The following is a 25,043-nucleotide window of genomic DNA, read 5'->3' on the forward strand; positions in this document are numbered from 1 at the left end:
GGCGGCGCGCGGAGGTGACACCTGGCTCAACCGGAGACCTTGGCGAGGGCCTCGTCGAGGATGATGCCGAAGGCCCTCGTCCCGCGGCCGGAGGCCCACAGCTCGGGCTGGACCTCGAAGGCCCTGCCGTTGGCCACGGCGGGGACCCGCTTCCATACGGGATTGTCCCGGAGGGTCTCGGTCACGGTCTTGGCGTCGGGGCCGAAGGTGAAGGACTGAATGAAGATCACATCAGGCGCCTTGGCCAGGATCTCCTCCACGCTGTAGGCCTGGGCGGTCTCGAAGCCGCCTCCCTTGCTCGGCCAGGGATAGGCGAAGAACTCCGACATGAAGTCGCCGAGCACGTCGTCGGTGGTGTTCACCCCCACCGAGCTTCCGCCGTACATGGCGAGCACGGTGGTGCCGTCGAGTCCCCTGGCCTTCGCGGTGGCCGCTCCCTCGGCCAGCTTGGTACGGAACCTCCGCTCGGCCTCGGCCTGCTGGGCGCCCCGGTCGGTGAGCCGGGCGAGCGCGCGCAGGTAGCCGACGGAGTGCTCGTAGTCCTTGACCTCCACCACCCAGAGCGGGGCGAACTTCTCCACCGCGGTCCTGAGCTGGTCGTGCACTCCGGCGAGTCCGATGACCAGGTCCGGCCGCTGTTCGGCGATCTTCGCGACGTCCTCGCCGCCGAAGCTGCCCGGGATGACCGGGACCTGCCCGGCGGCCGCGCCCAGGTAGTCCGGGCGGGCCAGGAGCTTGGGCGTGGTCGTCCCGGCGGGGGTGAGGCCGAGTTCGACGAGCATGTCGTCGCAGATGCCGGTCAGGCAGACGATCCGCTCCGGCTTCTCGGTGAGGGTGATCTGCTTGCCCGCCGGGTCGGTGACGGTCAGGGCGGCCGTCACCGGGGTGACCTGGACGGAGGGCGCGGCCGATGTCGCCGCCGCGGCCTCCGGCGTGCCCGACGTCGTCGTCCCGGCCCCCGGGGAGGGGGACGCCCCGGCGCCGCACCCGCTCAGCAGGGTGGCGCAGAGGACGGCGGGCAGGAATCTACGCAGCATGGTGCCTTGCTCCTCAGCGGCCGACGGTGTCGGCGTCGGACCGGCCGGGGGTGACGACGGTCAGGGCGCCGCCGCCGTCCAGCCGGGTGGGGGTGGTGATGGTGCCCACGGTCCGGCCGTGGTCGGGGGAGATCACGCTGATCCGCCCGGTGCCGCCGCCGCTGACGTAGGCGAGGGCGCCGGTGGGGTCCAGCGCGATCCGGCGGCCCTGCGTGCCCCACGGGGGCGAGCCGACGGCCGGGCCGCCCGGCAGGGAGCCGAGCTGGACGTTCGCGGTGATCTTTCCGTAGCGCGAGGAGCCGGGACGGACGTCGACGAAGGAGACCTTGTCCCCGCCCGGCTGCTGGAGCACGTAACCGGCGTACCGGTCGGACAGCCCGAACCGGAACAGGAAGCCGGTGCCCAGGCGGGTGGTGACGGACCGGCCGGTGGCCGGGTCGACGAGGAAGGCGTCGTGCAGCCAGTTCTGCCAGTCGTCGCCGGACTCGTTGGAGGTGTAGGTGACCAGGTTCCGTCCGTCGGCGCTCAGCCGCACGTAGAAGGCGCGGCCGGTCTCCGCGGGCCAGGGCACGGTCCTGACCGGGGTCAGGGAGCCCGCCCGGAGCCGGGCCGTGTCGAGACCGGCGTCGGTCGCCGTCAGCGCCAGGTCGCCGGCGAGGGCCTCGCCGTGCCCGGCGGCGCCGGTCGGGACGCTGGAGGTCGGCTCCAGGTGGCCTCCGGCGGAGGCCAGGATCGCCGAGACGGGGAAGGTCTCCAGCGTGTTGTCGGCGTCGTTGCGGTGCACGATGGTCAGCGGCTCCCCGCCGATCATGACGCCGGGGTGGGCGCTGTGCACCTCGACGCTGGAAGGCGTGTAGGTGCCGAGGTCGACGAGGGTGAGGATGCCGTGGCCCTCCTCTTCCTCCTCGGCCTGGCCGATCTCCTGGGACTCCTCCTCGTGGTCGTGCTCCTCGGCGGCGGCCACGACGGCGTAGCGGTTGGCCGGGTCGACGGCGATGTGCGTGACCTCCCCCTCGGGCAGCGGGACCGCGCCGACGATCCGCGGGACGCCCGTCACCTGCAGGGCGACGAGCTCGTGGTTCGTCTCGTCGACGAAGAGCACCCGGCCGTCGCGCAGGGGGAGCATGCCGGCGTGGCCTGACGGGGTCCGGCCGGTGATGGTGGCGGTCCTGCGGTGGGACGGGATCGCGTAGACGTGCACCTGGCTCGCGGCGGGGTCGGCGACGACCAGGCGGGATCCGGGTCCCACCCGGGTGCCGGAGGTCTGGTCCGTCGCGCCGGGCGAGGCGGTGGCCCCGGCGGCTTCGGGTTCCCCGCTCGTGACCTGCTCACCGGGTTGCGGGGACGCGGCTGCGGCGGGGGTGAACGCGGTTGCGGCGGCGGGGGCGAACAGAGCCAGGGCGAGCAGGCCCACGGCTCCGACGCGGCCGACGATCTTGTCGGGCATCTGACCTCCAAGGAAACGAAAATCATTCTCTACTCGTAGACATGAAAATCATTATCATTTACGCTGGCTCCGCGCCAAGGGCCCAAGAGCGCAAAAGTCCAGAAATCTCAGGAGGTAGCCCATGGAGTCCTACGACGACGTGCCGGTGTTCTCGGCGATCGTGAACCCCGCCCCCGTGGCGGCGGCTCACCCGACCTGCAACCACGCCCTCGTCGCCGACCTGTTCGACGACGAGGCCTGATCCGTACGAGGCCTGATCCGTACGGGATCTGACCCGTACGAGGCCTGATCCGTACGAGGCGCCGCGCACCCCTCCGGGCGCGCGGCGCTCCCTCACAGACAGCGGCACCCCCTCACAGACAGGAGAGCCGATGGCGCTGCGGACCTTCGCGCCCGGTGTGGAGATCTTCCCGGTGGCCGGCGAGACGGTGCTGAGGACGCCCTCCGGGGAGTTCTTGCGCGTCAACCGGGAACTCGGCGACGACCCGGACCGCATGGACCCCGAGACGCTCGGCGCGTTCGAGGCCCGGGGGCTGGTCACCGCGCCGGGACCGTCGCGGTGGCCCGGTCCGGTGACGGTCGTGGGCGACGGGGCGATCGCCGCCGCGCTGCGCGGTCTGCTCGACCGGATGGGCGCGGAGGTCATCCACGCGGACGACCTCCGCCCGAGCGCTCTCGACCCGGACCTCTCCCCGGCCGACTGCGCGGCGGTCGTCTGGTGTTGTGACGGTCACCCGCCGGAGGCGTGGGCTACGCTCGACACCCTGCTCACCCGGCGCGGGATCGCCTGGCAGCGCTGCTCGGTCGAGGGCGCCACCATCGTGATCGAGCCCGTCGCCCTCGGTCCGGACGACGTCACCCACGCCGACGTGCGGGCCCGCCGCCTGGCGGCCAGCGAGTCCCCCGAACACCTGCTGGCCTACTGGACGGCCTCCGGGGAGGACCGCCGGAGGGGCCCCTCCCCGATCGGCCCCGCCCAGGCCGCCTTCGTCGCCGCCCTCCTGGCCGCCGACCTGGCGGATCAGGTGGGCGGGGCGGACGGGGCGGGCCGTCGCGCGGCGGCCGGGGCGCGGAGGCTGCGGCTGGTCGACAGCGTGGAGCTGACGGTGACGGACCACCCGATCCTGCCGCTGCCCCCCGTCGAGCCCCGGCGGTCCGCATGACCGTGCTCCACGGCGCGGTACGGGTCCCCGGCCACGACGGGACGGAGCTGGTGGCCGACGCCGTGCTCCCCTCCGCGGGCGGACGGCACCCGGTGATCGTGATGCGCACGCCGTACGGCAGGACGCGGCACCTGGCGGAGGCGCACGGGTGGGCGCGGCGCGGGATCGCGGCGGTGGTCCAGGACGTCCGGGGCCGGTACGAGTCCGGCGGACGCTGGGAGCCGTACGTCCACGAGCGCGAGGACGGGCGGGAACTGCTGCGGTGGGTGCTCGGCCGGCCGTGGTGCGACGGACGGGTGATCCTCTACGGGTCGTCCTACGGAGCGTTCTGCGCGGTCGAGGCGGCGGCCGGGGAGCCGGAGGGCGTCGCCGGGGTGATCTCGGCGGTGCCCGCGCTGGGAGCCGTCGCCAGGGAGCCGGGCGGGGTGCCGAAACTGTACTCCCACGCCTGGTGGTGGACGACCTACGGCGACGGGCGCACCGAGCGCGTGGGCCTGCTCGACACCAGGATCGCCGACGACCCGGACGCCCTGCGGCACCTGCCCGTCACCGACCTGCCCGCCCGGCTCGGCGTGCCGCTGCCCGGGTGGGAGCGGGCCTGGCGCGATCCGGCGCCTGCGCGCGCCGACGTGCGGGTGCCGCTGCTCAGCGTCGCCGGGCTGTACGACCCGTTCGTGGACGACGCGGTGGACCTGTGGCGCCGGGCGCGCGGGCCGCGCGCGCTGGTCGTCGGGGCGTGGCAGCACGACCTCGGCCTGGTGAACCGGGAGCGCAACGGCGACCGGCCGGTCGCCCCCGGGCACCGTGTGCCGGCGGCCCGGCTGGTCATGGCGTGGATCGACCGCCTCCTGGCCGGGGACCCGCCCTCGGCCGTGCTGCTGGCGGCCGAGGGCGACGACCGCTGGCTGATCGGGCGGGATCCCGGGGACGGGTGGCCGAGGACACGGACCGCCGAGCTGGGTCTTCCCGGCGGCGGCGCGTTCGTCGCGGACCCCGGTGACCCGTTCCCCTCGCGGATGGGACCGGTGGACGTCACCTCCGACGCGGGGAGGAGCGATGTCGTCGTGTTCCGCACGGATCCGTTCGAGCGGGCGGTCACGGTGGCGGGCCGGCCGGTGGTGACCTTCGCCGGAATCGGGGAGGGCCACTGGGCCGTACGGCTGGCGGAGGAACATCCCGGCGGCGGGGCCGTCCAGCTCGGCCACGCGGTGGCCGACCACGAAGACGGCGGCCTGCGCCCCGGTGACCACGACGCCGCGGGCCCGCGTCCCGGCCGTACGGCCGCCGGGCGGGACCGGGCCGGTCTCCAGCGGGTCGTCCTGCCGACGATCGTGAACCGCTTCCCCGAGGGCGCCCGGCTGCGCGTGGAGGTCGCCGGGCACCACTTCCCCCTCCACGTGCGCCACCCGCACACCGCCGAGGACCCGCTCACCGCCCGCACGCTGCTCCCGTCCGCCCGGAGTGTCACCGGAGCCCGGCTCCTCGTCCCGGTCGTCCCGGACCCGGCGTGGACCGTCGATCCCGTCAAAGAACTCCAGGAGGCTCCCTGATGACCAGGCCAGAGGCACTCGTCGCCCCAGAGGCACTCGTCGACCCGGTGTGCGGCGTGATCCGCCGGATCGTGCCCTACCCGCGCCTGGACGGCATGCCCGACGCCTACCGCTGCCTGATCGCCGAGGTCTCCGACACGCGCAGGATCGGCGTCTGGCTCGCCGACCAGGTGGCCGCCGGGACGTCGTTCGGCGACGAGGAGAGCGCCCGGCAGGCGGCCGTCGGCGAGGCCGTCGAGCGCTACTGCGGCAACAACATCCCCTCGGACCTGCGCCGGGCGAGCGTCGCCGAGCTGACCCGGCAGGGCGTGCGCTACCTGGGCCCGCGGGATCTGCCGGGATTCACGCCCGAGCAGTACGGCAGGGCGGCCTTCCCCTACCGGCCGTGGGCCGAGGACGAGGAGATCCTCTGGGCGGAGGGCGTCGAGCTCGACGCCGCAGGATCCGGAACGGGAGACGGCGGGATGCGGGGCGTGCCCTGCCTGGTCCCCGGCTCGTGGACCTACCTCAACTGGCACCAGGGCCCCCGGCGCCGCGAGCCCCGCCACCACCATCTCAACTACGCGGGCGTCGCCTGCGGCGTGGGCCTGGCCGACGCCGCCCGCCGGGCGTTGCTGGAGGTCGTCGAGCGGGACGCCGTCACCCTGTGGTGGGGACTGGACCTGCCCGCCCGGGGGATCCGCGTCGATTCGGTGCCGGGGCTGCGCGAGGCGTGGGCCGGGTCCCGGCTGGAGCTGAGCCTGGTCGAGGTCCCGGGCGGGCAGGGGGTGCCGGTGATCGCGGCTCTCGCCTACGATCCGGAGCACCGTATCGCCGCGGCCGGGTTCGCCTGCCGCCCCGACCCCGCCGAGGCCTGCCACAAGGCGGCCATGGAGGCGGTGCAGGTGTGGATCGCCTCGCGGGGGCTGCTGGCGGAGGACGGCGCGGCTTTTGAAGCGATGAAGCGCGGCGTCCTGGCCAGGCACGCCTACCTGCCGTGGCGGGCCGACCGGCGTTACCTGGACGAAGCGGGGGAGGACTTCGCCGCGGTCCGCGACCTCGCCGCCCAGGCCCAGGTCTGGCTCGACGAGCGCATGCATCCGATGTTGCGCCGGTTCACCCGTCCCGCGGCCGGGACCGTCGACGCCGGCGAGATCCCGGCGGGCGCCGACCCCTTCGCCGCGCTGTCCGGCCACCGGATCGTCGTCGTCGACCTGACCACCCGGGACATCGCCGAGACACCGCTGCGGGTGGCGCGGGTCGCGGTGAGCGGCCTGCTCCCCAACAGCCCCGCCGCCTACCCCTACCTGGCCTCCCCCCGGTGGACCCGGCCGCTGCCCGAGATCACCCTGGCCCCGCCCCCGCACCTGTGAGGACGCCGTGAGAACTTCGACGTTGAGGGAACTGCTGCACCTGTCCCTGGCGGCGGCCGGTCCCACGGTGGGATCGGTACGGCTGCGCCGGGTGCCCTCGGCGGGGGCACGCTACCCGGTCGACGCCCACGTCCTGACCTCGGGCGGCCGCTTCTTCTACGACCCGCTCGGCGACGACCTGACCGAGCGGGGCAGCGGCCCGGCACCCGGCGGCGGGGCGTTGATCGTCCTGGCCCTGGTCCCGGAGCGCACGGAGCGCAAGTACGGCTCCCGCAGCCTTCCCAGCCTCCTGCTCGACCTCGGCCACGCGCTGGGAGCGGTCGCCGCGGCGGCGGCTGCGCTCGGGGTCGGCTGCCGGGTCCTGCTGGAGGCGGACGGCGCGGCGCTGGAGCGGCTCACCGGGCCGGCCGGAGGGTACCCGCTGGCGGCGGCCTGGGTGGGGGGCGGCGCGCCTCCGGAGCTCGCGGAGCTCGTGGAGTCCGTGGAGTCCGTGGAGCCTGTGGAGTCCATGACGTCCATGACGTCCATGACGTCCATGACGTCCGTGACGTCCATGACGTCCGTGACGTCCGGAAGCCTTCACGGCACGGCGCAGACGTGGGCGCATCCGGACCTGGCCCGTCTCGGCCCGGGAGACCGGGACCCGCTGTGGGAGACACCCGAGGCGGCCCGCGTCGGAGCCGAGACGATCATGAGGCGCAGGAGCGCGTCCCCGCCGTTCACCGGTGAGGTCGACCCCGCGCCGCTGCTGGCGGGTACCCGGCTGGTCGCCGCCCTTCCGGACGGTCTGCGCGACGCGACCGGGCTCATCGGCCGGGGGGACGCCCGCCCGGCCCTCGCCGCCTGGGCCCACGGGCAGCCCTTCCTGGCCGATGCCGCGGCCGTACTGCTCTACACGACCCCGCACGCGGCGGCGGAGAAGACGGGGTGGCCGGCATACCGGGTGGCGTGCCTGCGGGCCGGGATGACCGTGCACCGGGCGCTGCTGCTGGCCCAGGCACGGGGACTGCGGGCCAGGGCGATCGGCAGCTGGGGGGAGGCCGACCTGGGGGCCGCGCTCGGCGGGACGCCGGGAGAGCGCGTGATCGTGCACGGCGCCGTCGTGGGCCCGGGCGGAGACGGGGCCACGGGGCCGGAGAGGGGTGCGAAGTGATCGTTCATCGGAGACTGGTCCAGCTCGCCGGAGACGTCAAGGGGCCGATCGCGGTGTGCGTCGGTCTCGGCCTGGCGGTCTCCTCGGCCTACGCGGCCCAGGCGCTGCTGCTGGCGGGTTCGCTCGCCGCGCTGGTCCGGGGCCGCTGGGACGAGGCGGTGACGCTTCTCCTGTGGGCCTTCGCGGTCATCGCCGCGCGCGCGGCCCTCATCTGGCTGCGGGAGACGGTGACCGTGTGGGCGGGGGCGCTCATCCGGGCGAAACTGAGGGACCGGCTCGTCACCAAGCTCGGCGAGCTGGGACCGGCCCACCTCACCGGGACCAGGACCGGTCAGGCGCAGACCACGCTGGTGGACGGCGTCGAGGGACTCGACCCCTACTTCAGCCGCTACCTTCCGCAGGTGGTGATCACCTTCACCGTGCCGACGGTCCTGGTCGCCTGGTTGTCCACGGTCAATCCCGCGGCGGCGGCCGTACTCGGCACGGCGGTCGCGGGGGTTCTGATCATTCCCCGGTTCTGGGACGCCACGCTGCTGCGCCGCGGCCGTACCCGCTGGACGGCCTTCGCCGACCTGGCCTCCGACTACCTGGAGGCCATGCAGGGGATGGCGACGCTGCGGGCGTTCGGCGCGGTGGGCCGGGTCGGCGCGCGGCTGGCCACGCGGGCACGCGAGCTGTACGAGACGACGATGCGCCAGCTCAGGGTCTCGCTGGTGGAGACGGGGGTGAGCGCGTTCCTGATCCAGGCCGGTACGGCGGGCGCCGTACTGGCCGCGGCCGCGGCGTTCGCCGCGCCGGGCGCCGGAACCCCCGGACCCGGGGCCTGGGAGGTGTTCGCGGTCCTGATGGTGGCGGTGGAGTGCTTCCGGCCGGTGAAGAACCTCTCCGAGTACTGGCACGCCGGGTATCTCGGGATCACCGCGGTGGACGGCATCGAGAACCTGCTGTCGGCCCGGCCCGCCGCGCCGGACACCGGCGCCCTCACCGCCCTGCCGGGGCGGGCCGGGGGCGGTGCTCCGGAACTGCGCTTCGAGGGCGTCACCTTCACCTATCCGGGGCGGGAGCGGCCCGCCGTACGGGACGTCAGCCTGACCGCGGCGCCGGGACGGACCGTCGCCCTGGTCGGCCCGTCCGGGGCGGGCAAGTCCACCTGCGTCTCGCTGCTCCTGCGCCACCTGGACCCCCAGCACGGCCGGATCACCCTGAACGGCGTCGACATCCGCGATCTCACCCTCGCCGCCCTGCGCGCGCAGATCGCCGTCGTCGCCCAGGACACCTATCTCTTCCACGGCACGGTCGCCGACAACCTCCGCCTGGCCCGTCCCGGCGCCACCGACGAGGAGCTGGTGGCCGCTTGCCGGGACGCCGGCGCGCACGACTTCATCGCGGCCCTGCCGGACGGCTACGCGACCGTGCTGGGCGAGCGCGGCGCCACGCTCTCCGGGGGCCAGCGCCAGCGGGTCGCGCTCGCCCGCGCGCTCCTGGCCGACGCGCCGCTCCTGGTGCTGGACGAGGCGACCTCGCACGTGGACGCCCGGGGCGAGGCCGCCATCGCCCAGGCCCTCGCCCGCGCCCGGAACGGCCGTACCTGCCTGGTCATCGCCCACCGCCTGTCGACCGTCCGGGACGCCGACCACATCGTCGTCCTGGCCGACGGCGCGGTGGCCGAGTCCGGCGGCCACGGCGACCTGCTCGCCGCCGGCGGCGCCTACACCCGTCTCGTCACCGCCCAGGAGATCCCCGCATGACCGCCGGTGCCCCGACCCCCTCCCCGGAGACGACCGCCGCGGACCGGCCGCCGCTCCCGGACGGCACGGCCGCCCCGCCGCCCGGGGGCGACCCGCGCGCGGACGCTCACCCGATGATCTGGCTGGCCTCGGCCGTCGCCGGGCACCGGCGGGCGTTCGCCGCCACGCTCCTGTCCAACCTGCTCGGCCAGACCGCGGCTCTGGCCGCCGCCGTCACCGGGGCCTGGCTGCTCGGCCGGACGGTCGCGGGACAGGCGGCCCCGCTGGACGTGGCGGGCGCCGTGCTGGGCGGGCTGGTGGTCGTCGTCACCCTCGCCACCTGGTGGGAGATGTACGTCGCGCACGACCTGGCCTACCTCGTGCTGGCGCGGCTGCGCGGCCGGGTCTACGACGCGCTGGCCCGCATCGCCCCCGCCCGGCTGCTCGGCAGGCGCAGCGGGGACCTGTCGGCCGCCGTCCTGTCCGACGTCGAGACCCTGGAGTGGCTGTTCGCCCACACCCTGGCCCAGTTGGTCACCGCGGCGACCGTGCTCGTCTGCGGCGCGGTGGGGGCGGCGCTGCTCGACCCGATACTGCTGGCGGTCTCGCTCCCGCTGGCGCTGTGCGTGCTCACCGTGCCGTTCTGGCTGCGCAGGACCTCCTCCCGGCACGGTGAGGAACTGCGCGAGGCCACCGCGGAGCTCACCTCCGACGTCGTGGACACCGTGCAGGGGCTGCGGGAGATCACCGCGTTCGGCGCGCTGGAGCGGCGGCGGGACCTGCTGGCCGCCAAGACCCGCCGGCTCGCGCGGGCGCAGGCGGCCAACGCCTCCCGGGGCGGCCTGGAGGCCGCGCTCACCGACGCGCTGCTGGCCGTCGCCGCCGCCGGCACCCTGCTGGTGGTCTCCGCGCTGGTCCGCTCCGGCGAACTGGCGGTCGCCGACGGCCCGGTCGCGATGGTGCTGGCCGCGGCCTCCCTCGGCCCGGCCTCGCAGGTGGCGCTGCTGCTGAAGGAGTACGGCACGCTGCGCGCCGCGGCCGGGCGGGTCCACGCGCTGGTCACCGCCCCGCCCAACGTGACCGAGCCCGCCGCGCCGCGACCGCCGCTGGAGGGCGAGGTGGTCTTCGAGGACGTGCGCTTCCGCTACACCCCCGACGGGCCCGAGGTCCTGCGCGGGGTGTCGTTCACCGTACGGCCCGGTCAGACGGTGGCGCTCGTCGGCCCGTCCGGAGCGGGCAAGTCGACCTGCGTCTCGCTGCTGCTGCGGTACTGGGACCCCGACGGCGGCCGGATCACCGTGGGCGGGGTCCCGCTGAACGAGCTGGCCGACGCCGACCTGCGGCGGCTGGTCACCGTCGTGCCCCAGGACGTGCACCTGTTCGCGGGCTCCCTGGCGGAGAACGTCCGCCTGGGCGCGCCCGGAGCTCCGGTCGAGGAGGCGCTGCGCGACGCGCAGATCGGACCCGGGGAGTTCCCCGACGGCCTGGACACGGTCGTCGGGGAGCGCGGCGTCGCCCTCTCCGGCGGCCAGCGCGCCCGGGTCGCGGTCGCCCGCGCCCTGGCCGTGGACGCCCCGGTCCTGGTGCTGGACGAGGCCGTCGCCAACCTCGACGCCGAGAACGAGGCCCGCCTCGCCGAAGCCCTGGAGGCCGCGGGCGCGGGACGGCCGGGGGCCGGGGGCCGGGCCACCCTGGTCGTCGCCCACCGGCTGTCCACCATCCGCAGGGCCGACCACGTCGTGGTCCTGGAGGGGGGCCGGGTCACCGAGCAGGGCGCCTTCGCCGACCTGGCCGCCGACCCGGACAGCCGCCTGTCGTGGCTGCTGGCCCACCAGTGATCAGGGCCGGGTGGCCTCCGTCAGGTCGATGTCCACGTCGAACGGGACGGAGAGCGTCAACCGCTCGCGGTGGGTCCCGGTGAGCCGGTAGACGTCGGAGTCGCAGTCGGAGTCGGGATCGAGCTCGTAGACGTACACGGCGGGAGTGCCCTGTGCGTACTCGACCCGCCAGAAGTGGGGGATGCCCGCCTCGGCGTACAGCTGGGGCTTGCGCTTGCGGTCGCGCTCCGCCGACTCCTCCGAGACGACCTCGACGGCGAGCAGGACGTCGGCCGCCTCGTAGAAGGTGCACATCGGATCGGTGGCGGCATGCGCATGAAGAACGACGACGTCGGGCTCGGGGCGCTGTCGCGGCCCCAGTTTCACCGTCATCTCCCGTTCCACTCGCAGCTGGGCGGGTGCTGCCGCGCTCAGCGCCCGCTCCAGCAGGGAGAGCATGCGCGTGTGGAAACGGGTCTGGGGGCTCACGAAGACGAGAGTGCCATCGATCAGCTCGGTGTGCGGGGGGATCCCGCGAAGTCTGTCCAGGTCATCGGCGGTGAAGCCGCGCTCCGGCGGGATCAGCCAATCGGGGACGGAGTCCGAGGGCGACGGCGGCTCCTCAAGCGGATCCGGGATGAGCGGATCCGGAAGGTTCGGATCCAGGATGAGCCAATCGGTCTCGGACAGCGGCGCGGCGCTCATGTCGTCCTCCCGGTCGGGCATGCTCTCACCTCCAGTCTTGCAGGATGATGCCCCGTCCGCCCGCTCCTCTAAAGTAAGGCCATGCCTCGTTTCCGTGCGATCCTGGACACAATGCCTGCTTACAAGGCGGGCAAGGCCGTGGTGTCGGCCGACGGCCGGTCCTACAAGCTGTCTTCCAACGAATCCCCCTACGACCCGCTGCCCTCGGTCGTCGAGGCGATCGCGAAGGCGGCGACGGAGGTCCACCGCTACCCGGACCCGGCGGCGACCGAGCTGACCGACGCCATCGCCGAGCGGTACGGCGTGCCGGCCGAGCACGTCGCGCTCGGCGCGGGCTCGGTCACCGTGGCCCAGCAGCTCTTCGAGACCGTCAGCGAGCCGGGCGCCGAGGTGGTCTACGCCTGGCGGTCCTTCGAGGCCTACCCGCTCCTGGCCGACCTGGCCGGGGCGACCTCGGTCCGGGTCCCGCTGGCGGAGGAGACCCACCACCTGGAGGCCATGGCCGAGGCGATCACTCCGGAGACCCGGATGGTCTTCGTCTGCAACCCGAACAACCCCACCGGCACGGTCGTGCGCGCGGCCGAGCTGGAGGCCTTCCTGAACCGGGTCCCGGAGAACGTGCTCGTCGTGCTCGACGAGGCCTACCGGGAGTACGTGCGGGACGCCGACGTCACCGACGGCCTGACGGTCTACCGGGACCGGCCGAACGTGGCGGTGCTGCGGACGTTCTCCAAGGCGTACGGCCTGGCCGGGCTCCGGGTCGGCTACCTGATCGCCAACGAGCCGGTGGCCTCCGCCGTACGGAAGACGATGGTGCCCTTCGCGGTCAACCACCTGGCCCAGGCCGCCGCGGTCGCCTCCCTGGCCGCCGAGGACGAGCTGCTGGAGCGGGTCGAGGCCGTGGTCAAGGAGCGCACCCGGGTCCGCGAGACCCTGATCGCCCAGGGCTGGACGGTGCCCGCCACCGAGGCCAACTTCGTCTGGCTCCGGCTGGGCGGGCGCACGATGGACTTCGCCGCGGCGTGCGCGGCCGAGGGTGTCGCGGTGCGGCCGTTCGCCGACGAGGGCGCGCGGATCTCCATCGGCAGCCCGGAGGCCAACGACACCTTCCTCGCGGCCGCGGCCGCCTTCCGGAACGCCTGACCGCTCCGGGAGCGTCCGGCCGGGACGGCGGTCCCGGCCGGACGTCCCGCGTGCTCCGGGGGTTCGCTCCCGATCGTCTCGCCCGCCCCGGGGTGCGCGCTCCCGGCCGGCGGATCGTCACACCCTGCTGGTGGCCTCCACGGCCACGGGCTCCCCGTCCGCGGGCGCGGCCTGCCTGCGGCGCTCGGTGGAGACGACCAGCGCGACGCCGACGACGATCACCAGGCCGGCCGTGACCATCGAGCCGGTCACCGGCTCGCTCAGGATCAACGCGCCCAGGACGACCGCCACGACCGGGTTCACGTAGGCGTAGGTGGAGACGAGCGAGATCGGCGCGTTGCCCAGCAGCCACACGTAGGACGTGAAGCCGACCAGCGAGCCGACCAGGATCAGGTAGGCCAGCGCGGCCCAGGACCGGCCGGAGACGGCGGCGAGGTCCAGCCGCTCGCCCATCACCGTGGCCGTCACCGCCAGCCCGGCGGCGCCCACCACCATCTCGACCGCGCTCGCGGCGAAGGGGTTGGCGGGCATCGGGATGCGCGAGGACAGGAACGACCCGATGGACCAGGACAGCGACGCCAGAAGAATGATCACAATGCCCGTGGTGGTCCCGGCGCCGCTCCCGCCGGTCAGGGAGAGCGCGGCGACGCCGCCGAAACCGACGAGCACCCCGGTCAGCGTGAGCACCCGCGGCCGGTCCCGCATGACGATCCGGAAGATCACCAGCCAGAGCGGCACCGAGGCGACCAGGAGCGCGGCCAGCCCGCTGGAGATGTGCTGCTCGGCCAGGGCGACCATGCCGTTGCCCGCGGTCAGCAGGAGCAGCCCGACCACCGCGGCGCCGCAGAACTCCTTCCACGTCATCCGGAACGCCTCCCGCCCGCCGAACAGCAGGACCGCGGCGGCGAGGACCACGGCGGCCACGGCGAACCGCATGGCCCCGCTGGCCAGCGGGGGGATCGTCTCGATCGTGATCATGATGCCGAGATAGGTGGATCCCCAGACCACGTAGACGATCGCCAGAGCGCCCCAGACAAGGAGGGACGTGCGCTTGTCAGCAGTGTCAGGGCTCATGGCACATGACAATACCGGCCAGGACCGACATTCCGCTCGCGGGTATCGGCCCTTGAGATGACCCGTGGATCCCACCCCGCAGCGGCTCGCCGCACGCGCGAATCAGCGGTTCCCGGGGACGACCAGCCCGGACTCGTAGGCGTGGACCACCAGCTGAGCCCGGTCGCGGGCGCCCAGTTTGCCGATGATCCGGCTGACGTGGGTCTTGACGGTGGCGTGGCTGATGGTCAGGTGCAGGGCGATCTCCTCGTTGGACATCCCGGTCGCGACCAGGGCCAGCACCTCGCGCTCGCGGTCGGTCAGCCGCTCCATGCCGGGTCCGGGCACCGGCCGGGGCGGAGTGGAGACGTACTCCTCGATCAGCCGCCGGGTCACCGAAGGCGACAGCAGCGCCTCGCCGAGGGCGGCGACCCGTACCGACTGCAGCAGGTCGGCCGGCTCGATGTCCTTGACGAGGAAACCGCTGGCCCCGGCGCGCAGCGCGGCGAAGACGTACTCGTCGAGCGCGTAGTTGGTCAGGATCACCACGCGGACCCCCGCCAGCCCGGGGTCGGCGCCGATCCTCCGGGTGGCCTGGATCCCGTCGAGCAGCGGCATCCTGACGTCCAGCAGGACCACGTCCGGCCGCAGCGCCCGGCAGAGCTCGACGGCCTGGCCCCCGTCGCCCGCCTCGCCGACGACGGTGATGTCGCCGGCCATCTCCAGCAGCACCCGGAACCCGGCGCGGATCAGCGGCTGGTCGTCGGCCAGCACCACCCGGATCACGGGTGCCCCGCCGGACGGCCGGTTCCCGCGGCGGATGAAGATGTAGCCGGGAGCTCGGCCGGTACGGAGGATGAGGGCCCGGCCGGGAGCTCGGCCCGTACGGCGAAGCCCCCCTCCGGCCGCGGCCCGGCGGTGAGCGACCCGCCGACGGCGACCGCGCGCTCGCGCATCCCGATCAGCCCCATCCCGTTCCCGATCTCTCCGGAACGGTGCTCCCCGTCGTCCTCGACGCTCAGCACGATCACGCCGGGACGATACTCGGTCGTCAGTGTGATCGACGCGGCCCCGGCGTGCCGCAGCACGTTGGTGAACGCCTCCTGCACGATGCGGTAGGCGGCCCGGTCGACCCGCGGAGGGAGTTCCCGCCGCGCGCCGACGACGACCGTGCGCACCGGCAGTCCCGCGGACTCGGCCCGGGACACCAGCCGGGGCAGCCGGGCCAGACCCGCCTCCGCGCCGTCCGCGTCGGCCCGCCGGAGCACGCCCAGGGTGGCGCGCAGCTCGTCCATGGCCTCGTGCCCGGACTCCCTGATGGCGGCCAGCGCCTCGCGGGCCAGCTCCGGCCGGTGCTCGAACGTCTGGAGGGCGACGGACGCCTGGACGTTGACGACCGAGATGGCGTGGGTGAGCGAGTCGTGCAGCTCCTGGGCGATCCAGAGGCGTTCCTCACCGGCCCGGCGCAGCGCCTCCTCCTCCCGCGTGCGTTCGGCCTCGGCCGCCCGCCGTTCGACCTCGCGGACGTAGGCGCGGCGGTTGCGGGTCAGCTCGCCCGCCACGACCGTGGCCATCAGCCAGCCGCTGAGCAGGGTGAGGCCGCCGGGTTCCGGATCGTTCTCGGCGAGCGCGACCGGGACGGAGATCCCCACGGCGAGCACGACGGCCAGCACGACGGCCAGACGGCGCCGCCCGAGGACCGCCGCCGTGTAGATCGAGACCAGGGCGGGCCCGGTGGCGAAGACGCCCGGGTACCGGGCGGCGTAGTAGGCGACGCCGCAGCCGACCACGACCACCCCGACGGACACGGGAGCGCGGCGCCGGAACACCAGCGCGAGCGAGGACACCACGAGCAGCGCGAGACCCGGCGCCTCCAGGGGCCGCTCCGCCAGTCCCGAGGCGGACAGCCGCCCGTAGGTGCCGGCGACGCCCAGCGCCAGCACGACCGCGACGGTCAGGACATCGATCTTCCAGTCCTTCCAGTCCTTCCGGACCCCGTCTTCCCAGATCCGCCGGATCCCGGCGATCTCCATGACCTTCACGCCTGAAACGGTAGGCCACCGGCCCGGCCGCGCCCACCGGCCGGGGGACGGGATCGCGCCTGCGTCCCCGGTCGTATCCGGGCCCCGTACGGCCGCGCCGTACATCCCGGGATGTACGGCGAAGTGCCGTCGCCGGTCCGACGACCGGCCGGGGACGGCGTACCACCATGGCGGCCATGAAGATCTCCCCCGAAGCGGAGCAGGCCCCCGGTACCCGTGACGCGGCCCGGACCTCCGGCCCTCGCGGTGCGGAGCGTGCCCGCCGTACCCGTGCGCCCGGCTGGATCACCTGGTCCCTGCGCTCCACCGCCACGCTGCACCTGCTCGGCGTGCTCGGCCAGGCGATGCTGGCCGGGCTGTTCGTCACCGGCGACGTGGACCTGCTCCGCTGGCACCGCGACAACGGCGGGTTCACCGCCGGCATGCTGTTCTGCCAGCTGGTGGCCGCGATCCTGCTGTGGCGTCCGGGCCGGGGACCGGCCTGGCCCGCCTGGGCGACCGCCGCGCTCACCGTCGCCGAGACGATCCAGGTCTTCCTGGGACAGGAGCGCATCCTCGTCGGTCACTTCCCGCTCGGCGTGACCGTCTTCGGCGCCTCCGCCGTGCTGACCTGGTGGGTCTGGTACGGCCTGCGGACGGAGGAGGCGTGATCTCCCGCGCGGTCTCCCGGCGGGGCTTCCTCGGGCTGCTCGGCGGCGCCGGGCTGGCGGTCACCGGATGCGGCGGCCCGGGGGGCTTGCTGACGGCCGAGACCTCCGGGGAGGTCCTGACGAGCGCGCTGCCGCTGCCCAGGCCGTTCACCGTGCCGCTGCCCGTCCCCGCGACGGCGCGTCCCGTACGGCCCGGCCACTACGAGGTGGTCCAGCGCGCCGCCAAGGTGGAGATCATCCCGGGGACGCCGACCGAGGTGTGGGGATACGACGGGACCTTCCCCGGACCGACCTTCGACCTGCGCCGCGGCAGCCGTACCGTCGTCCGGGTCCGCAACGAGCTGCCCGTGCCCACCTCGACGCACCTGCACGGCGGGGTCACCCCGCCCGACTCCGACGGCTACCCCACCGACCTGGTGGTGGCCCGGGGACGGGGGTTCCGTCCGGCGCCGGGAGCGCACGCCCACCATGACCCGGCGCCCTGGACCCTCCACGCCGGGGCGAGGGACTACGTCTACCCGCTGGAGCAGCGGGCCGCCACGCTCTGGTACCACGACCACCGGATGGACTTCACCGCGCCGCAGGTGTGGCGCGGGCTGGCCGGGTTCCTCCTGGTCCGCGACGACGAGGACGACGCCCTGCCGCTGCCGAAGGGAGAGCGGGACATCCCGCTGATGATCTGCGACCGCGCCTTCGAGGAGGACGGCTCGTTCCGCTACCCGTCGGTGGACCCCAGCCTGCTGGTGAAGCCCGGGGTGGAGGACGCCTACATGGAGGGCGTCGAGGGTGACGTGATCCTGGTCAACGGGGCGCCCTGGCCGGTGCTCGACGTGGACGCCGCCCGCTACCGGCTGCGGCTGCTCAACGCCTCCAACGCCCGCCGCTACCGGCTGGCGCTGACCCCCGGCGGCCGGTTCGTCCAGGTCGGCAGCGACCAGGGGCTGCTCGCCGCACCGGTGGCGCACGACACGATCACGATGGCGCCCGGCGAGCGGTTCGACGTGGTCGTCGACTTCTCCGCCCATCCCGTCGGCGCCGAGGTGACCCTGGTCAACACCCTGGGGACCGGCCCGGCGCGCGACGTCATGCGCTTCCGCGTCGCCCGCCGGGCCCGTGACGACAGCGCGGTCCCGCAACGGCTGAGCCGGGTCGAGCCCCCCGACCGGTCGGCGGCCGTCGCGACCCGGGTCTTCGACTTCCGCCGGACCGGGCAGGGCGGCGGCGGGTCGTGGACGATCAACGGGAGGCCGTACCGCCCCGGGGACTCACTGGCCAGGCCGCGCCTGGGCACCACCGAGCTGTGGCGGTTCACCGGCGACTTCCACCACCCCGTCCACGTCCACCTCGCCCGGTTCCAGGTGCTCGCGCGGAACGGCGGACCGCCCGCCCCGGCCGACGCGGGCTGGAAGGACACCGTGGACGTCCGGCCCTACGAGGTCGTGGACACACTGGTCCGCTTCGAGGGCTACCGGGGCCGCTACATGATGCACTGCCACAACCTCGAACACGAGGACATGGCGATGATGGCGGACTTCGAAGTGGTCTGAGAGGGGGTCTGAGACGCGTCCTGGCAAGCCTCCCTGAGGTGTCGGGGCCGTCGTGTCCTACCGGCTGCTGAGCTTCTCCACGATCAGGCGGTAGAGCTGCCGGGGACGGCCCGGCTGGGGGGTGCGGTTCGGCGGGAGCGGCCACGCGAGTCCCTCGTCCACCAGCGTGCGCAGCAGTCGCCGAGCCGTACGGGAGGTGACGCCGAGCATCTTGCCCGCGCTCTCCGCGTCCACCACCGTGTCCCCGCTCTCCAGTTTCGCGGCCAGCCGGGCCAGCACCTCCACACCCTTGGGACGGACCGTCCCGCTGCCGTGCGGGGGCGTCCGGGGCGCCGGGACCAGCGCGCGGCCCTCGCGGTCCACCGCGAAGCCCTGCGCCTGCTTGCCCGCCTGGGCACGGGCCAGCGCGGCCCTGGCGTGGGCCTCGGCGTCGTGGGTCGTCCGGCCCATGCCGACGCCGACCTCCACCGCCAGCCCCAGCTCCTCGCGCACCCGCGCGGCGAACGGCAACACCCGGAAACCCTCGGTGACCGCGGCCACCGAGCCTCGTGTGGCGATGACCAGGTAGCTGTGATCGTCGATCGGGGTCACCGTCGCGTTGATCCGGTTGGCCTCCTGCACCAGCAGGCGGTGCAGCGAGAGGCGGAGCTCGTCGCGCCAGTGGCGCGGCGCGGCCCGGCGGACCGGCTCGCGCAGCGTCGGCACCTCCACCAGGACCACCGTCAGCTGCGACTCCTCCAGCCGGTGGTGCGCGCCGAGCAGGGCGGCCGTGTGCAGGGCCGTACGGACCGCGGCCGAGGTCGGGCGGATCCTGACCACCGGGACGTCCGCCGCCCGCAGACGGTCGGCGACCGTGGGCAGGCAGGTGAGCGCCCCGCTGGTGGCGCCCTGACGGGCCAGCCGCTCGTGGAAGGCCGTGATCGTGCCGGTGGCGCCCGGCTCGTCACGGCTGTGCACATTCTCGACCGGCAACCCCAGGTCCGCGTAGGCCTCCTCGACGTCCGCCCGGCCCAGCACGTCCACACTGATCCGGCGCGGGTCGATCCGTTCGTCCAGCGCGGCCCGGGCCAGCGCGGCGATCAGCGCGGCCCCGCCGAGCTGCACGTACGTCGCCGGCATGGTCAGCACTCCCGAACGCCGGGCCAGATCGTAGGGGACCGGGCTGGCGAACAGGCAGGCGTCCACGCCCGCCCCCAGCCGGGTGACCTTGTCCGGGGCCTCCTGCTCGTCCCGGTAGGCGGCGGCCACGAGGCGGCAGGGAAGAGGCGCCGCCGCATGACCCATCAGCATCACTCGCTCGACGAGATCATGGGGGCCCACCACACCGATAGTGAGATCCGGTGTCATGGAGCCCGGGCGTGACACTCGTGGAGCTTCTTCGACCCGCTCTACCAATGTTCGTTCCCATCCTGCCGTCCGTTGATTTCGGCTCTCTTTTGGAACGATCGCTCGTGGGGGCCATAATGTCACGCCCGATTTTCTGTCCACCAGCGGCCAACGGACTCCGCTAAACCCTTGACTCCCACTATTTACACAGGTCGACGCGGTTCTCGGTGGACGAAACCGGTTGATTATGGCGCAGAAATCTCCTGCACCACATCCGCGCCGAGCGCCTGCATACGCTCGGCGAGATATGAGTGACCCCGGTTGATGAGATAACCGGACTCGATCACCGTTTCGCCTTCGGCCGCGAGGCCCGCGAGGACGAGAGCGATTCCGGACCGCAGATCGTGCGCGGTCACCTCGGTCCCCCGCAGCGGAGTCGTGCCCCGCACGACCGCGCTGTTCTCCTTGACCTCGATATCGGCGCCCATCTTGTTGAGTTCGCTGGCCAGTGCGAACCGGCCGTCGAAAATACGCTCGTGAATGTAGCTCGCGCCGTCGGCGAGGCAGGCGATCGCCATGATCGGTGACTGGAGGTCGGTGGCGAAGCCCGGGTAGGTGTCGGTGATCACGTTGATCGGGCGGAGCGGGCGGTCCCGGCGCACGTGGAGCACCGCGCCGTGGTCGGCGAACTCCACCCCCATCTGCTCCAGCTTGTAGCGGACCACGCCGAGGTGGTCGAGGTCGGCGCCGACCAGATTGACCTCGCCGCCGGTGATGGCCGCCGCCATGGCGAACACGCCCGCGTCGAGGCGGTCGGGCATCACGGTGTGCTCGACGGCGTGCAGCTCCTCCACGCCCTCCACGGTGATGAACCCGGTGCCGCCACCGCTGATCTTCGCGCCCATCCGGGTCAGCATGTCGATGACGTCGAGGACCTCGGGCTCCAGCGCCGCGTTCTCGATCACGGTGGTGCCGCGCGCCAGGGAGGCCGCCATGATCAGGTTCTCGGTGCCGGTGTGCGAGGGTGTGTCCAGGTACAGGGTCGCGCCGGTGAACCCGGAGGCCTTGACGTGGATGACGGCGTCGCCCTCGTTCACCACGGCGCCCAGGCGCTTGTAGCCGAGGTAGTGGAAGTCGAGGTTGCGGCTGCCGAGGTTGCAGCCGCCCACGCCCTCGATGATCGCCTCGCCGAGGCGGTGCAGCAACGCCGGGACGAACAGCACCGAGCCGCGGAAGCGGCGCGCGATCTCCGCCGGCAGGATCGGGCTGGTCAGCTCCGAGGCGTCGATCACCAGGGTGCGCTCCTTCTCGTGGAGCTCGACCTTGGCGCCGACGGCCTCGGCCAGCTCCACCGCACGCCGTACGTCCTCGATGATCGGGACGTTGCGCAGCACCGTACGGCCCTTGGCCGCCAGCAGCGCCGCGCCGATCATCGGCAGCACGGCGTTCTTGGCGCCCTGGATGAAGGCGGTTCCACGCAGTGCGTTGCCACCGCGCACGCGGTAACGGACCATGCATGCTCCTTGGAAGGTGGAGAGGTGTGAGTCGTGCGACGAGGGCGGCAGCCTGAGCGTCGGCCCAACAGTAGCCGTTGTGCACCTTTCGAACCTGGTACTTCGGGGAGGAACTACCCCGTGAAGGATCGACCAGTCAGTTTCTCGTAAGCCTCCACGTATCGGTCGCGGGTACGTTTCACCACGTCGTCGGGGAGCGGGGGCGGAGCCTCGCCCGAGGCCCGGTCCCACCCGGACGCCGGGGAAGTGAGCCAGTCGCGGACGTACTGCTTGTCGAAGGAGGGCTGCTGGCGGCCGGGTTCCCACTGGTCGAGCGGCCAGAAGCGGGAGGAGTCGGGCGTGAGCACCTCGTCGCCGAGGGTCAGCGCACCGTCGGTGTCCCAGCCCAGCTCGATCTTCGTGTCGGCCAGGATGATCCCCCGCTCCAGGGCGATCTCCGCGCCGCGCCGGTAGACCGCGAGCGTGATCCGGCGCAGTTCGTCGGCCACGTCGGCGCCGACCTCCGCCGCGACCCGCTCGAAGCTGATGGGCTCGTCGTGCTCGCCGACGGCGGCCTTGGTCGAGGGGGTGAAGATCGGCTCGGGGAGCCGGGAGCCGTCCACCAGGCCGGGCTCCAGCCGTACCCCGGAGACCTCGCCGTCGCGGCGGTAGTCGACCAGGCCGGAGCCGGTCAGATAGCCGCGCGCGACGCACTCCACCGGGACCATCCGCAGCGGCCTGCACAACACGCTCCGCCGGTCGGGGCCCGGACCCACCACGTGGTTGGGCACGACGTCGGCCAGTTGCTCGAACCACCACAGCGACATCTGGGTGAGGATCGCGCCCTTGTCCGGGATGTCGGGGGTCAGGACGTAGTCGAAGGCCGAGATGCGGTCCGAGGCGACCATCAGCAGCAGGCCGTCGTCGGTCTGGTAGAGGTCGCGGACCTTGCCGGAGTGCAGGTGCTTCACGGACCAAGTCTGCCAGGAGGGCCCGAGCGGCCCGGTGGGACCCCGGGGAGACGGGGAGGGACCGGGCCTGCGGGAGCTACAGGGCCTGATGGGCGATGTCGGTGCGGTGGTGGGAGCCGCGCAGGCGGATGCGGCCGACCGCCTCGTAGGCGGCGTCACGGGCGGCGGCCACGTCGGGGCCGGTTCCGACGACGCTGAGCACCCGTCCGCCGCTGGAGACGATCCGGTCGCCGTCGGAGGCGGTCCCGGCGTGCAGCACGTAGGCGCCCTCGACCTCCTCCGCCTCGGCCAGGCCCTCGATCACGTCGCCCTTGACCGGGTCGTCCGGGTAGTTCTCCGCCGCGACCACCACGGTCACCGCCGCACCGTCACGGTAGGCGATCGGCCCGAACCCGGTCAGCGTCCCCTCGGCGCAGGCGAGCAGGAGACCGGCGAGCGGGGTCGCCAGGCGGTCCAGCACGACCTGGGTCTCCGGGTCGCCGAAGCGGGCGTTGAACTCGATGACCTTCGGGCCCTTGGCGGTCAGGGCCAGGCCCACGTAGAGCACCCCGGTGTACGGCGTGCCGCGCCGGGCCAGCTCGGTCACCGTCGGGATGACGGTCTCGGACATGACCTGCTCGGTCAGCCCTTCCGGTGCCCAGGTCAGCGGGGTGTAGGCGCCCATGCCGCCGGTGTTGGGACCGGCGTCGCCGTCGTAGGCGCGCTTGTGGTCCTGGGCGGGCTGGAGCGGGACGGCGGTGCTCCCGTCACAGAGCGCGAAGAGCGACACCTCGGGGCCGTCGAGGAACTCCTCGATGACGACCCGCTCGCAGGCGGCGGCGTGCCGCAGGGCCTCGTCGCGGTCCTCGGTGACCACCACGCCCTTGCCGGCCGCCAGACCGTCGTCCTTGACCACGTACGGCGCGCCGAACGCGTCCAGGGCGGCGGCGGCCTCCTCGGGCGTGACGCAGGTCCGGGAACGCGCGGTGGGCACGCCGGCGGCGGTCATGACGTCCTTGGCGAAGGCCTTGGAGCCTTCGAGCATGGCGGCCCGGGCCGAGGGTCCGAAACAGGGGACGCCCGCCTCCCGGACCGCGTCGGCGACCCCGGCCACCAGCGGCGCCTCGGGGCCGACCACGACCAGGCCGGCGCCCAGCTCCAGGGCCAGCGCCGCGACCGCGGCCGGGTCGGTCGGGGTCACCGCGTGGAGGGTCGCCACCTGCGCGATCCCGGCGTTTCCGGGAGCACAGTGAAGCTCGGTGACCTGGGGGTCTGCTGCCAGCGACCGGCACAGGGCATGCTCACGCCCGCCGGATCCGATTACGAGAACGCGCACGGCGAAGAGCCTAGTGGAGGGCTCCGCGCGGCCGCCGGGCGTCTCACCGTACGGCGGCGCCGGGAAGGAAGGGAGCGGGTGTGGGCGGTTCGGGGTGAGGGGTTCGGGGGCTGGGAGTACCCTGGGAATCGCGCTCGATATCTTGTGATAGATTCGTACGACTTTGTGTGCCTGCTGCTGATTGGAGGTGGTTTGGGAATGTCCTCTGGCGATCCCAGCAGTACGTGCTCGCGCACCCTGCCCGTGCGCCCTCTCAACCACTCCACATCGGTGCCCGATCGGTCTCGCGCGCATTCCTGATTCGAACTGAGGTGACATCACGTCACGCGCGGAGAATATCGAATCGGGCGGGAAGGCATGTCATGCGCTCCTCGCTCCTTTTCCCTCGCATCAAGCACGCACGTACTGCCCGTGTCCCCCACATCTCCGCTCCCGTGATGCGTGACCGGCGCACCGGCGCCTGCGTCCCGCCGAGTGACTCCCTCGTCGAGTACGCCGCCTACATCGGCGGCAGGAGAGTCGAGGCTCTGGGCATCCCCGACGCCCTGGAGCTCGTCCGCGAGCACAACGCCGCCCAGGAGAAGGCCGACGGTTTCGTCTGGGTCGGCCTGCATGAGCCCGACGCCCCCGAGGTCGAGTGGTTGGCCGAGGTCTTCGACCTGCACCCGCTCGCCGTCGAGGACGCCGTCAAGGCGCATCAGCGGCCCAAGGTGGAGCGCTACGACGACTCCCTGTTCGTGGTCCTGAAGACCATCGCCTACCTGGAGCACTCCGAGCTGACCGCGACCAGCGAGATCATCGGAACCGGTGAGATCATGGCGTTCGTCGGAGCCGACTTCGTGGTGACCGTACGGCACGGCCGGTACTGCCCGCTGTCGGCGGTGCGCGAGCGCCTGGAGGACAAGCCCAAGCTGCTCAACCGCGGTCCCACCGGCGTGCTGCACGCCATCGCCGACCACGTCGTGGACAAGTACCTGCACGTGGCCGACGAGATGCAGACCGAGCTGGAGGACGTGGAGGCCATGGTCTTCGCCGACGTCAGCGCCCGGGACATCGGCCGGATCTACAACCTCAAGCGCGAGATGATCGAGATGAAGCGGGCCGTGACCCCGCTGCAGGCGCCGCTGTCCACCCTGGCGCAGCGCCGGATGATCCCCTCCGAGATGCGGGAGTACTTCCGCGACGTCGTCGACCACCTCGCCCGCGTCTGCGAGCAGGTGGAGTCGTCCAACGAGCTGTGCAACTCCGTCCTGCAGGCGGCGCTCGCCCGCTCCAACGCCCTCGCCAACGAGGACATGCGGAAGATCTCCTCGTGGGTCGCCATCATGGCCGTCCCCACGATGATCGCCGGAATCTACGGGATGAACTTCGACCACATGCCGGAGCTGAACTCCGTCTACGGCTATCCGGCGGTGATCGGCGTCATGGTGCTGGTCTGCTCGCTGCTCTACCGGGGCTTCCGCCGCAACGGCTGGTTGTAGGCAGTCGCGGCCTCAGGAGGCCGCGGTGGCGGGAGGCCGCGGGGGCCGGCAAGGCCCCCGGACGCGGCGGG

20 protein-coding genes are annotated in these 25,043 nt (G+C 73.3%); 10 read left to right on the plus strand and 10 right to left on the minus strand.

All coding sequences use genetic code 11. The features are described from left to right. Positions 1–26: 26 nt before the first annotated feature. On the minus strand, positions 27–1,037 hold the full coding sequence (locus tag IEZ08_RS39450) for an ABC transporter substrate-binding protein (RefSeq protein WP_068920621.1): 1,011 nt from the start codon (positions 1,035–1,037) through the stop codon (positions 27–29). Between the two features lie 13 nt (positions 1,038–1,050). Continuing rightward, on the minus strand, positions 1,051–2,484 hold the full coding sequence (locus tag IEZ08_RS10135; RefSeq protein ID WP_189242048.1) for a YncE family protein: 1,434 nt from the start codon (positions 2,482–2,484) through the stop codon (positions 1,051–1,053). A gap of 371 nt (positions 2,485–2,855) precedes the next feature. On the opposite strand from IEZ08_RS10135, the gene IEZ08_RS10140 reads away from it, so the two are divergent. From IEZ08_RS10140 to IEZ08_RS10165, 6 genes are read left to right on the plus strand one after another with little or no spacing between them, the layout of a single operon-like run. Further along, positions 2,856–3,647 carry a hypothetical protein gene (locus IEZ08_RS10140; RefSeq protein ID WP_068920623.1) on the plus strand — a complete coding sequence of 264 codons (792 nt, stop codon included), beginning with the start codon at positions 2,856–2,858 and terminating at the stop codon, positions 3,645–3,647. Next, positions 3,644–5,197, plus strand: a complete 1,554-nt coding sequence (locus IEZ08_RS10145) for a CocE/NonD family hydrolase (protein ID WP_084779466.1) — start codon at positions 3,644–3,646, stop codon at positions 5,195–5,197. The genes IEZ08_RS10140 and IEZ08_RS10145 overlap by 4 nt, the downstream gene beginning before the upstream one ends. Continuing rightward, positions 5,197–6,549, plus strand: a complete 1,353-nt coding sequence (locus IEZ08_RS10150; RefSeq protein ID WP_068920624.1) for a YcaO-like family protein — start codon at positions 5,197–5,199, stop codon at positions 6,547–6,549. Before IEZ08_RS10145 ends, IEZ08_RS10150 begins: the two co-directional genes overlap by 1 nt. A 7-nt stretch (positions 6,550–6,556) precedes the next feature. After that, on the plus strand, positions 6,557–7,702 hold the full coding sequence (locus tag IEZ08_RS10155; protein WP_189242049.1) for a nitroreductase family protein: 1,146 nt from the start codon (positions 6,557–6,559) through the stop codon (positions 7,700–7,702). Continuing rightward, on the plus strand, positions 7,699–9,450 hold the full coding sequence (locus IEZ08_RS10160; RefSeq protein ID WP_189242050.1) for an ABC transporter ATP-binding protein/permease: 1,752 nt from the start codon (positions 7,699–7,701) through the stop codon (positions 9,448–9,450). Before IEZ08_RS10155 ends, IEZ08_RS10160 begins: the two co-directional genes overlap by 4 nt. Beyond that, positions 9,447–11,267 carry an ABC transporter ATP-binding protein gene (locus tag IEZ08_RS10165; protein WP_068920627.1) on the plus strand — a complete coding sequence of 607 codons (1,821 nt, stop codon included), beginning with the start codon at positions 9,447–9,449 and terminating at the stop codon, positions 11,265–11,267. The genes IEZ08_RS10160 and IEZ08_RS10165 overlap by 4 nt, the downstream gene beginning before the upstream one ends. On the opposite strand, the gene IEZ08_RS10170 is transcribed toward IEZ08_RS10165, so the two are convergent. After that, positions 11,268–11,972: a Uma2 family endonuclease gene (locus IEZ08_RS10170; protein ID WP_084779467.1), complete on the minus strand. Its 705-nt coding sequence runs from the start codon at positions 11,970–11,972 to the stop codon at positions 11,268–11,270. 60 nt (positions 11,973–12,032) lie between these two features. Between IEZ08_RS10170 and hisC the strand changes: the two genes are divergently transcribed. Further along, positions 12,033–13,094 carry a histidinol-phosphate transaminase gene (hisC, locus tag IEZ08_RS10175; protein WP_176728344.1) on the plus strand — a complete coding sequence of 354 codons (1,062 nt, stop codon included), beginning with the start codon at positions 12,033–12,035 and terminating at the stop codon, positions 13,092–13,094. Between the two features lie 117 nt (positions 13,095–13,211). Here hisC and IEZ08_RS10180 read toward each other — a convergent pair whose 3' ends face one another. The 3 genes from IEZ08_RS10180 to IEZ08_RS10190 form a co-directional block, all read right to left on the minus strand. Beyond that, positions 13,212–14,168, minus strand: coding sequence for an EamA family transporter (locus IEZ08_RS10180; RefSeq protein WP_068920628.1), 957 nt, complete (start codon positions 14,166–14,168; stop codon positions 13,212–13,214). 102 nt (positions 14,169–14,270) lie between these two features. Beyond that, positions 14,271–14,933 (minus strand): response regulator, encoded by a 663-nt coding sequence (locus tag IEZ08_RS10185; protein WP_068920629.1) that lies wholly within the window; start codon positions 14,931–14,933, stop codon positions 14,271–14,273. After that, positions 14,930–16,180, minus strand: a complete 1,251-nt coding sequence (locus IEZ08_RS10190) for a sensor histidine kinase (RefSeq protein WP_229803040.1) — start codon at positions 16,178–16,180, stop codon at positions 14,930–14,932. The genes IEZ08_RS10185 and IEZ08_RS10190 overlap by 4 nt, the downstream gene beginning before the upstream one ends. A gap of 185 nt (positions 16,181–16,365) precedes the next feature. Between IEZ08_RS10190 and IEZ08_RS10195 the strand changes: the two genes are divergently transcribed. Continuing rightward, complete coding sequence (locus tag IEZ08_RS10195) at positions 16,366–16,839, plus strand: hypothetical protein (RefSeq protein ID WP_229803022.1); 474 nt, start codon at positions 16,366–16,368, stop codon at positions 16,837–16,839. Then, positions 16,836–18,386, plus strand: a complete 1,551-nt coding sequence (locus tag IEZ08_RS10200; protein ID WP_229803023.1) for a multicopper oxidase family protein — start codon at positions 16,836–16,838, stop codon at positions 18,384–18,386. The genes IEZ08_RS10195 and IEZ08_RS10200 overlap by 4 nt, the downstream gene beginning before the upstream one ends. Positions 18,387–18,443: 57 nt before the next feature. On the opposite strand, the gene IEZ08_RS10205 is transcribed toward IEZ08_RS10200, so the two are convergent. The 4 genes from IEZ08_RS10205 to purD all read right to left on the minus strand — a co-directional run bounded on the left by IEZ08_RS10205 (position 18,444) and on the right by purD (position 23,491). Then, positions 18,444–19,733 (minus strand): GTP cyclohydrolase IIa, encoded by a 1,290-nt coding sequence (locus IEZ08_RS10205; RefSeq protein WP_068920631.1) that lies wholly within the window; start codon positions 19,731–19,733, stop codon positions 18,444–18,446. A gap of 224 nt (positions 19,734–19,957) precedes the next feature. Further along, positions 19,958–21,226: a UDP-N-acetylglucosamine 1-carboxyvinyltransferase gene (gene murA, locus IEZ08_RS10210; RefSeq protein WP_068920632.1), complete on the minus strand. Its 1,269-nt coding sequence runs from the start codon at positions 21,224–21,226 to the stop codon at positions 19,958–19,960. A 113-nt stretch (positions 21,227–21,339) separates the two neighbouring features. Beyond that, positions 21,340–22,176, minus strand: coding sequence for a phosphoribosylaminoimidazolesuccinocarboxamide synthase (locus IEZ08_RS10215; RefSeq protein ID WP_189242052.1), 837 nt, complete (start codon positions 22,174–22,176; stop codon positions 21,340–21,342). Positions 22,177–22,252: 76 nt separating this feature from the next. Then, positions 22,253–23,491: a phosphoribosylamine--glycine ligase gene (gene purD / locus IEZ08_RS10220; RefSeq protein ID WP_068920634.1), complete on the minus strand. Its 1,239-nt coding sequence runs from the start codon at positions 23,489–23,491 to the stop codon at positions 22,253–22,255. A gap of 437 nt (positions 23,492–23,928) precedes the next feature. Between purD and corA the strand changes: the two genes are divergently transcribed. After that, positions 23,929–24,972, plus strand: coding sequence for a magnesium/cobalt transporter CorA (gene corA, locus IEZ08_RS10225; protein WP_229803024.1), 1,044 nt, complete (start codon positions 23,929–23,931; stop codon positions 24,970–24,972). Positions 24,973–25,043: the final 71 nt, after the last annotated feature.

This window comes from Planobispora rosea (assembly GCF_014648175.1).
Classification (GTDB): Bacteria; Actinomycetota; Actinomycetes; order Streptosporangiales; family Streptosporangiaceae; genus Planobispora; species Planobispora rosea.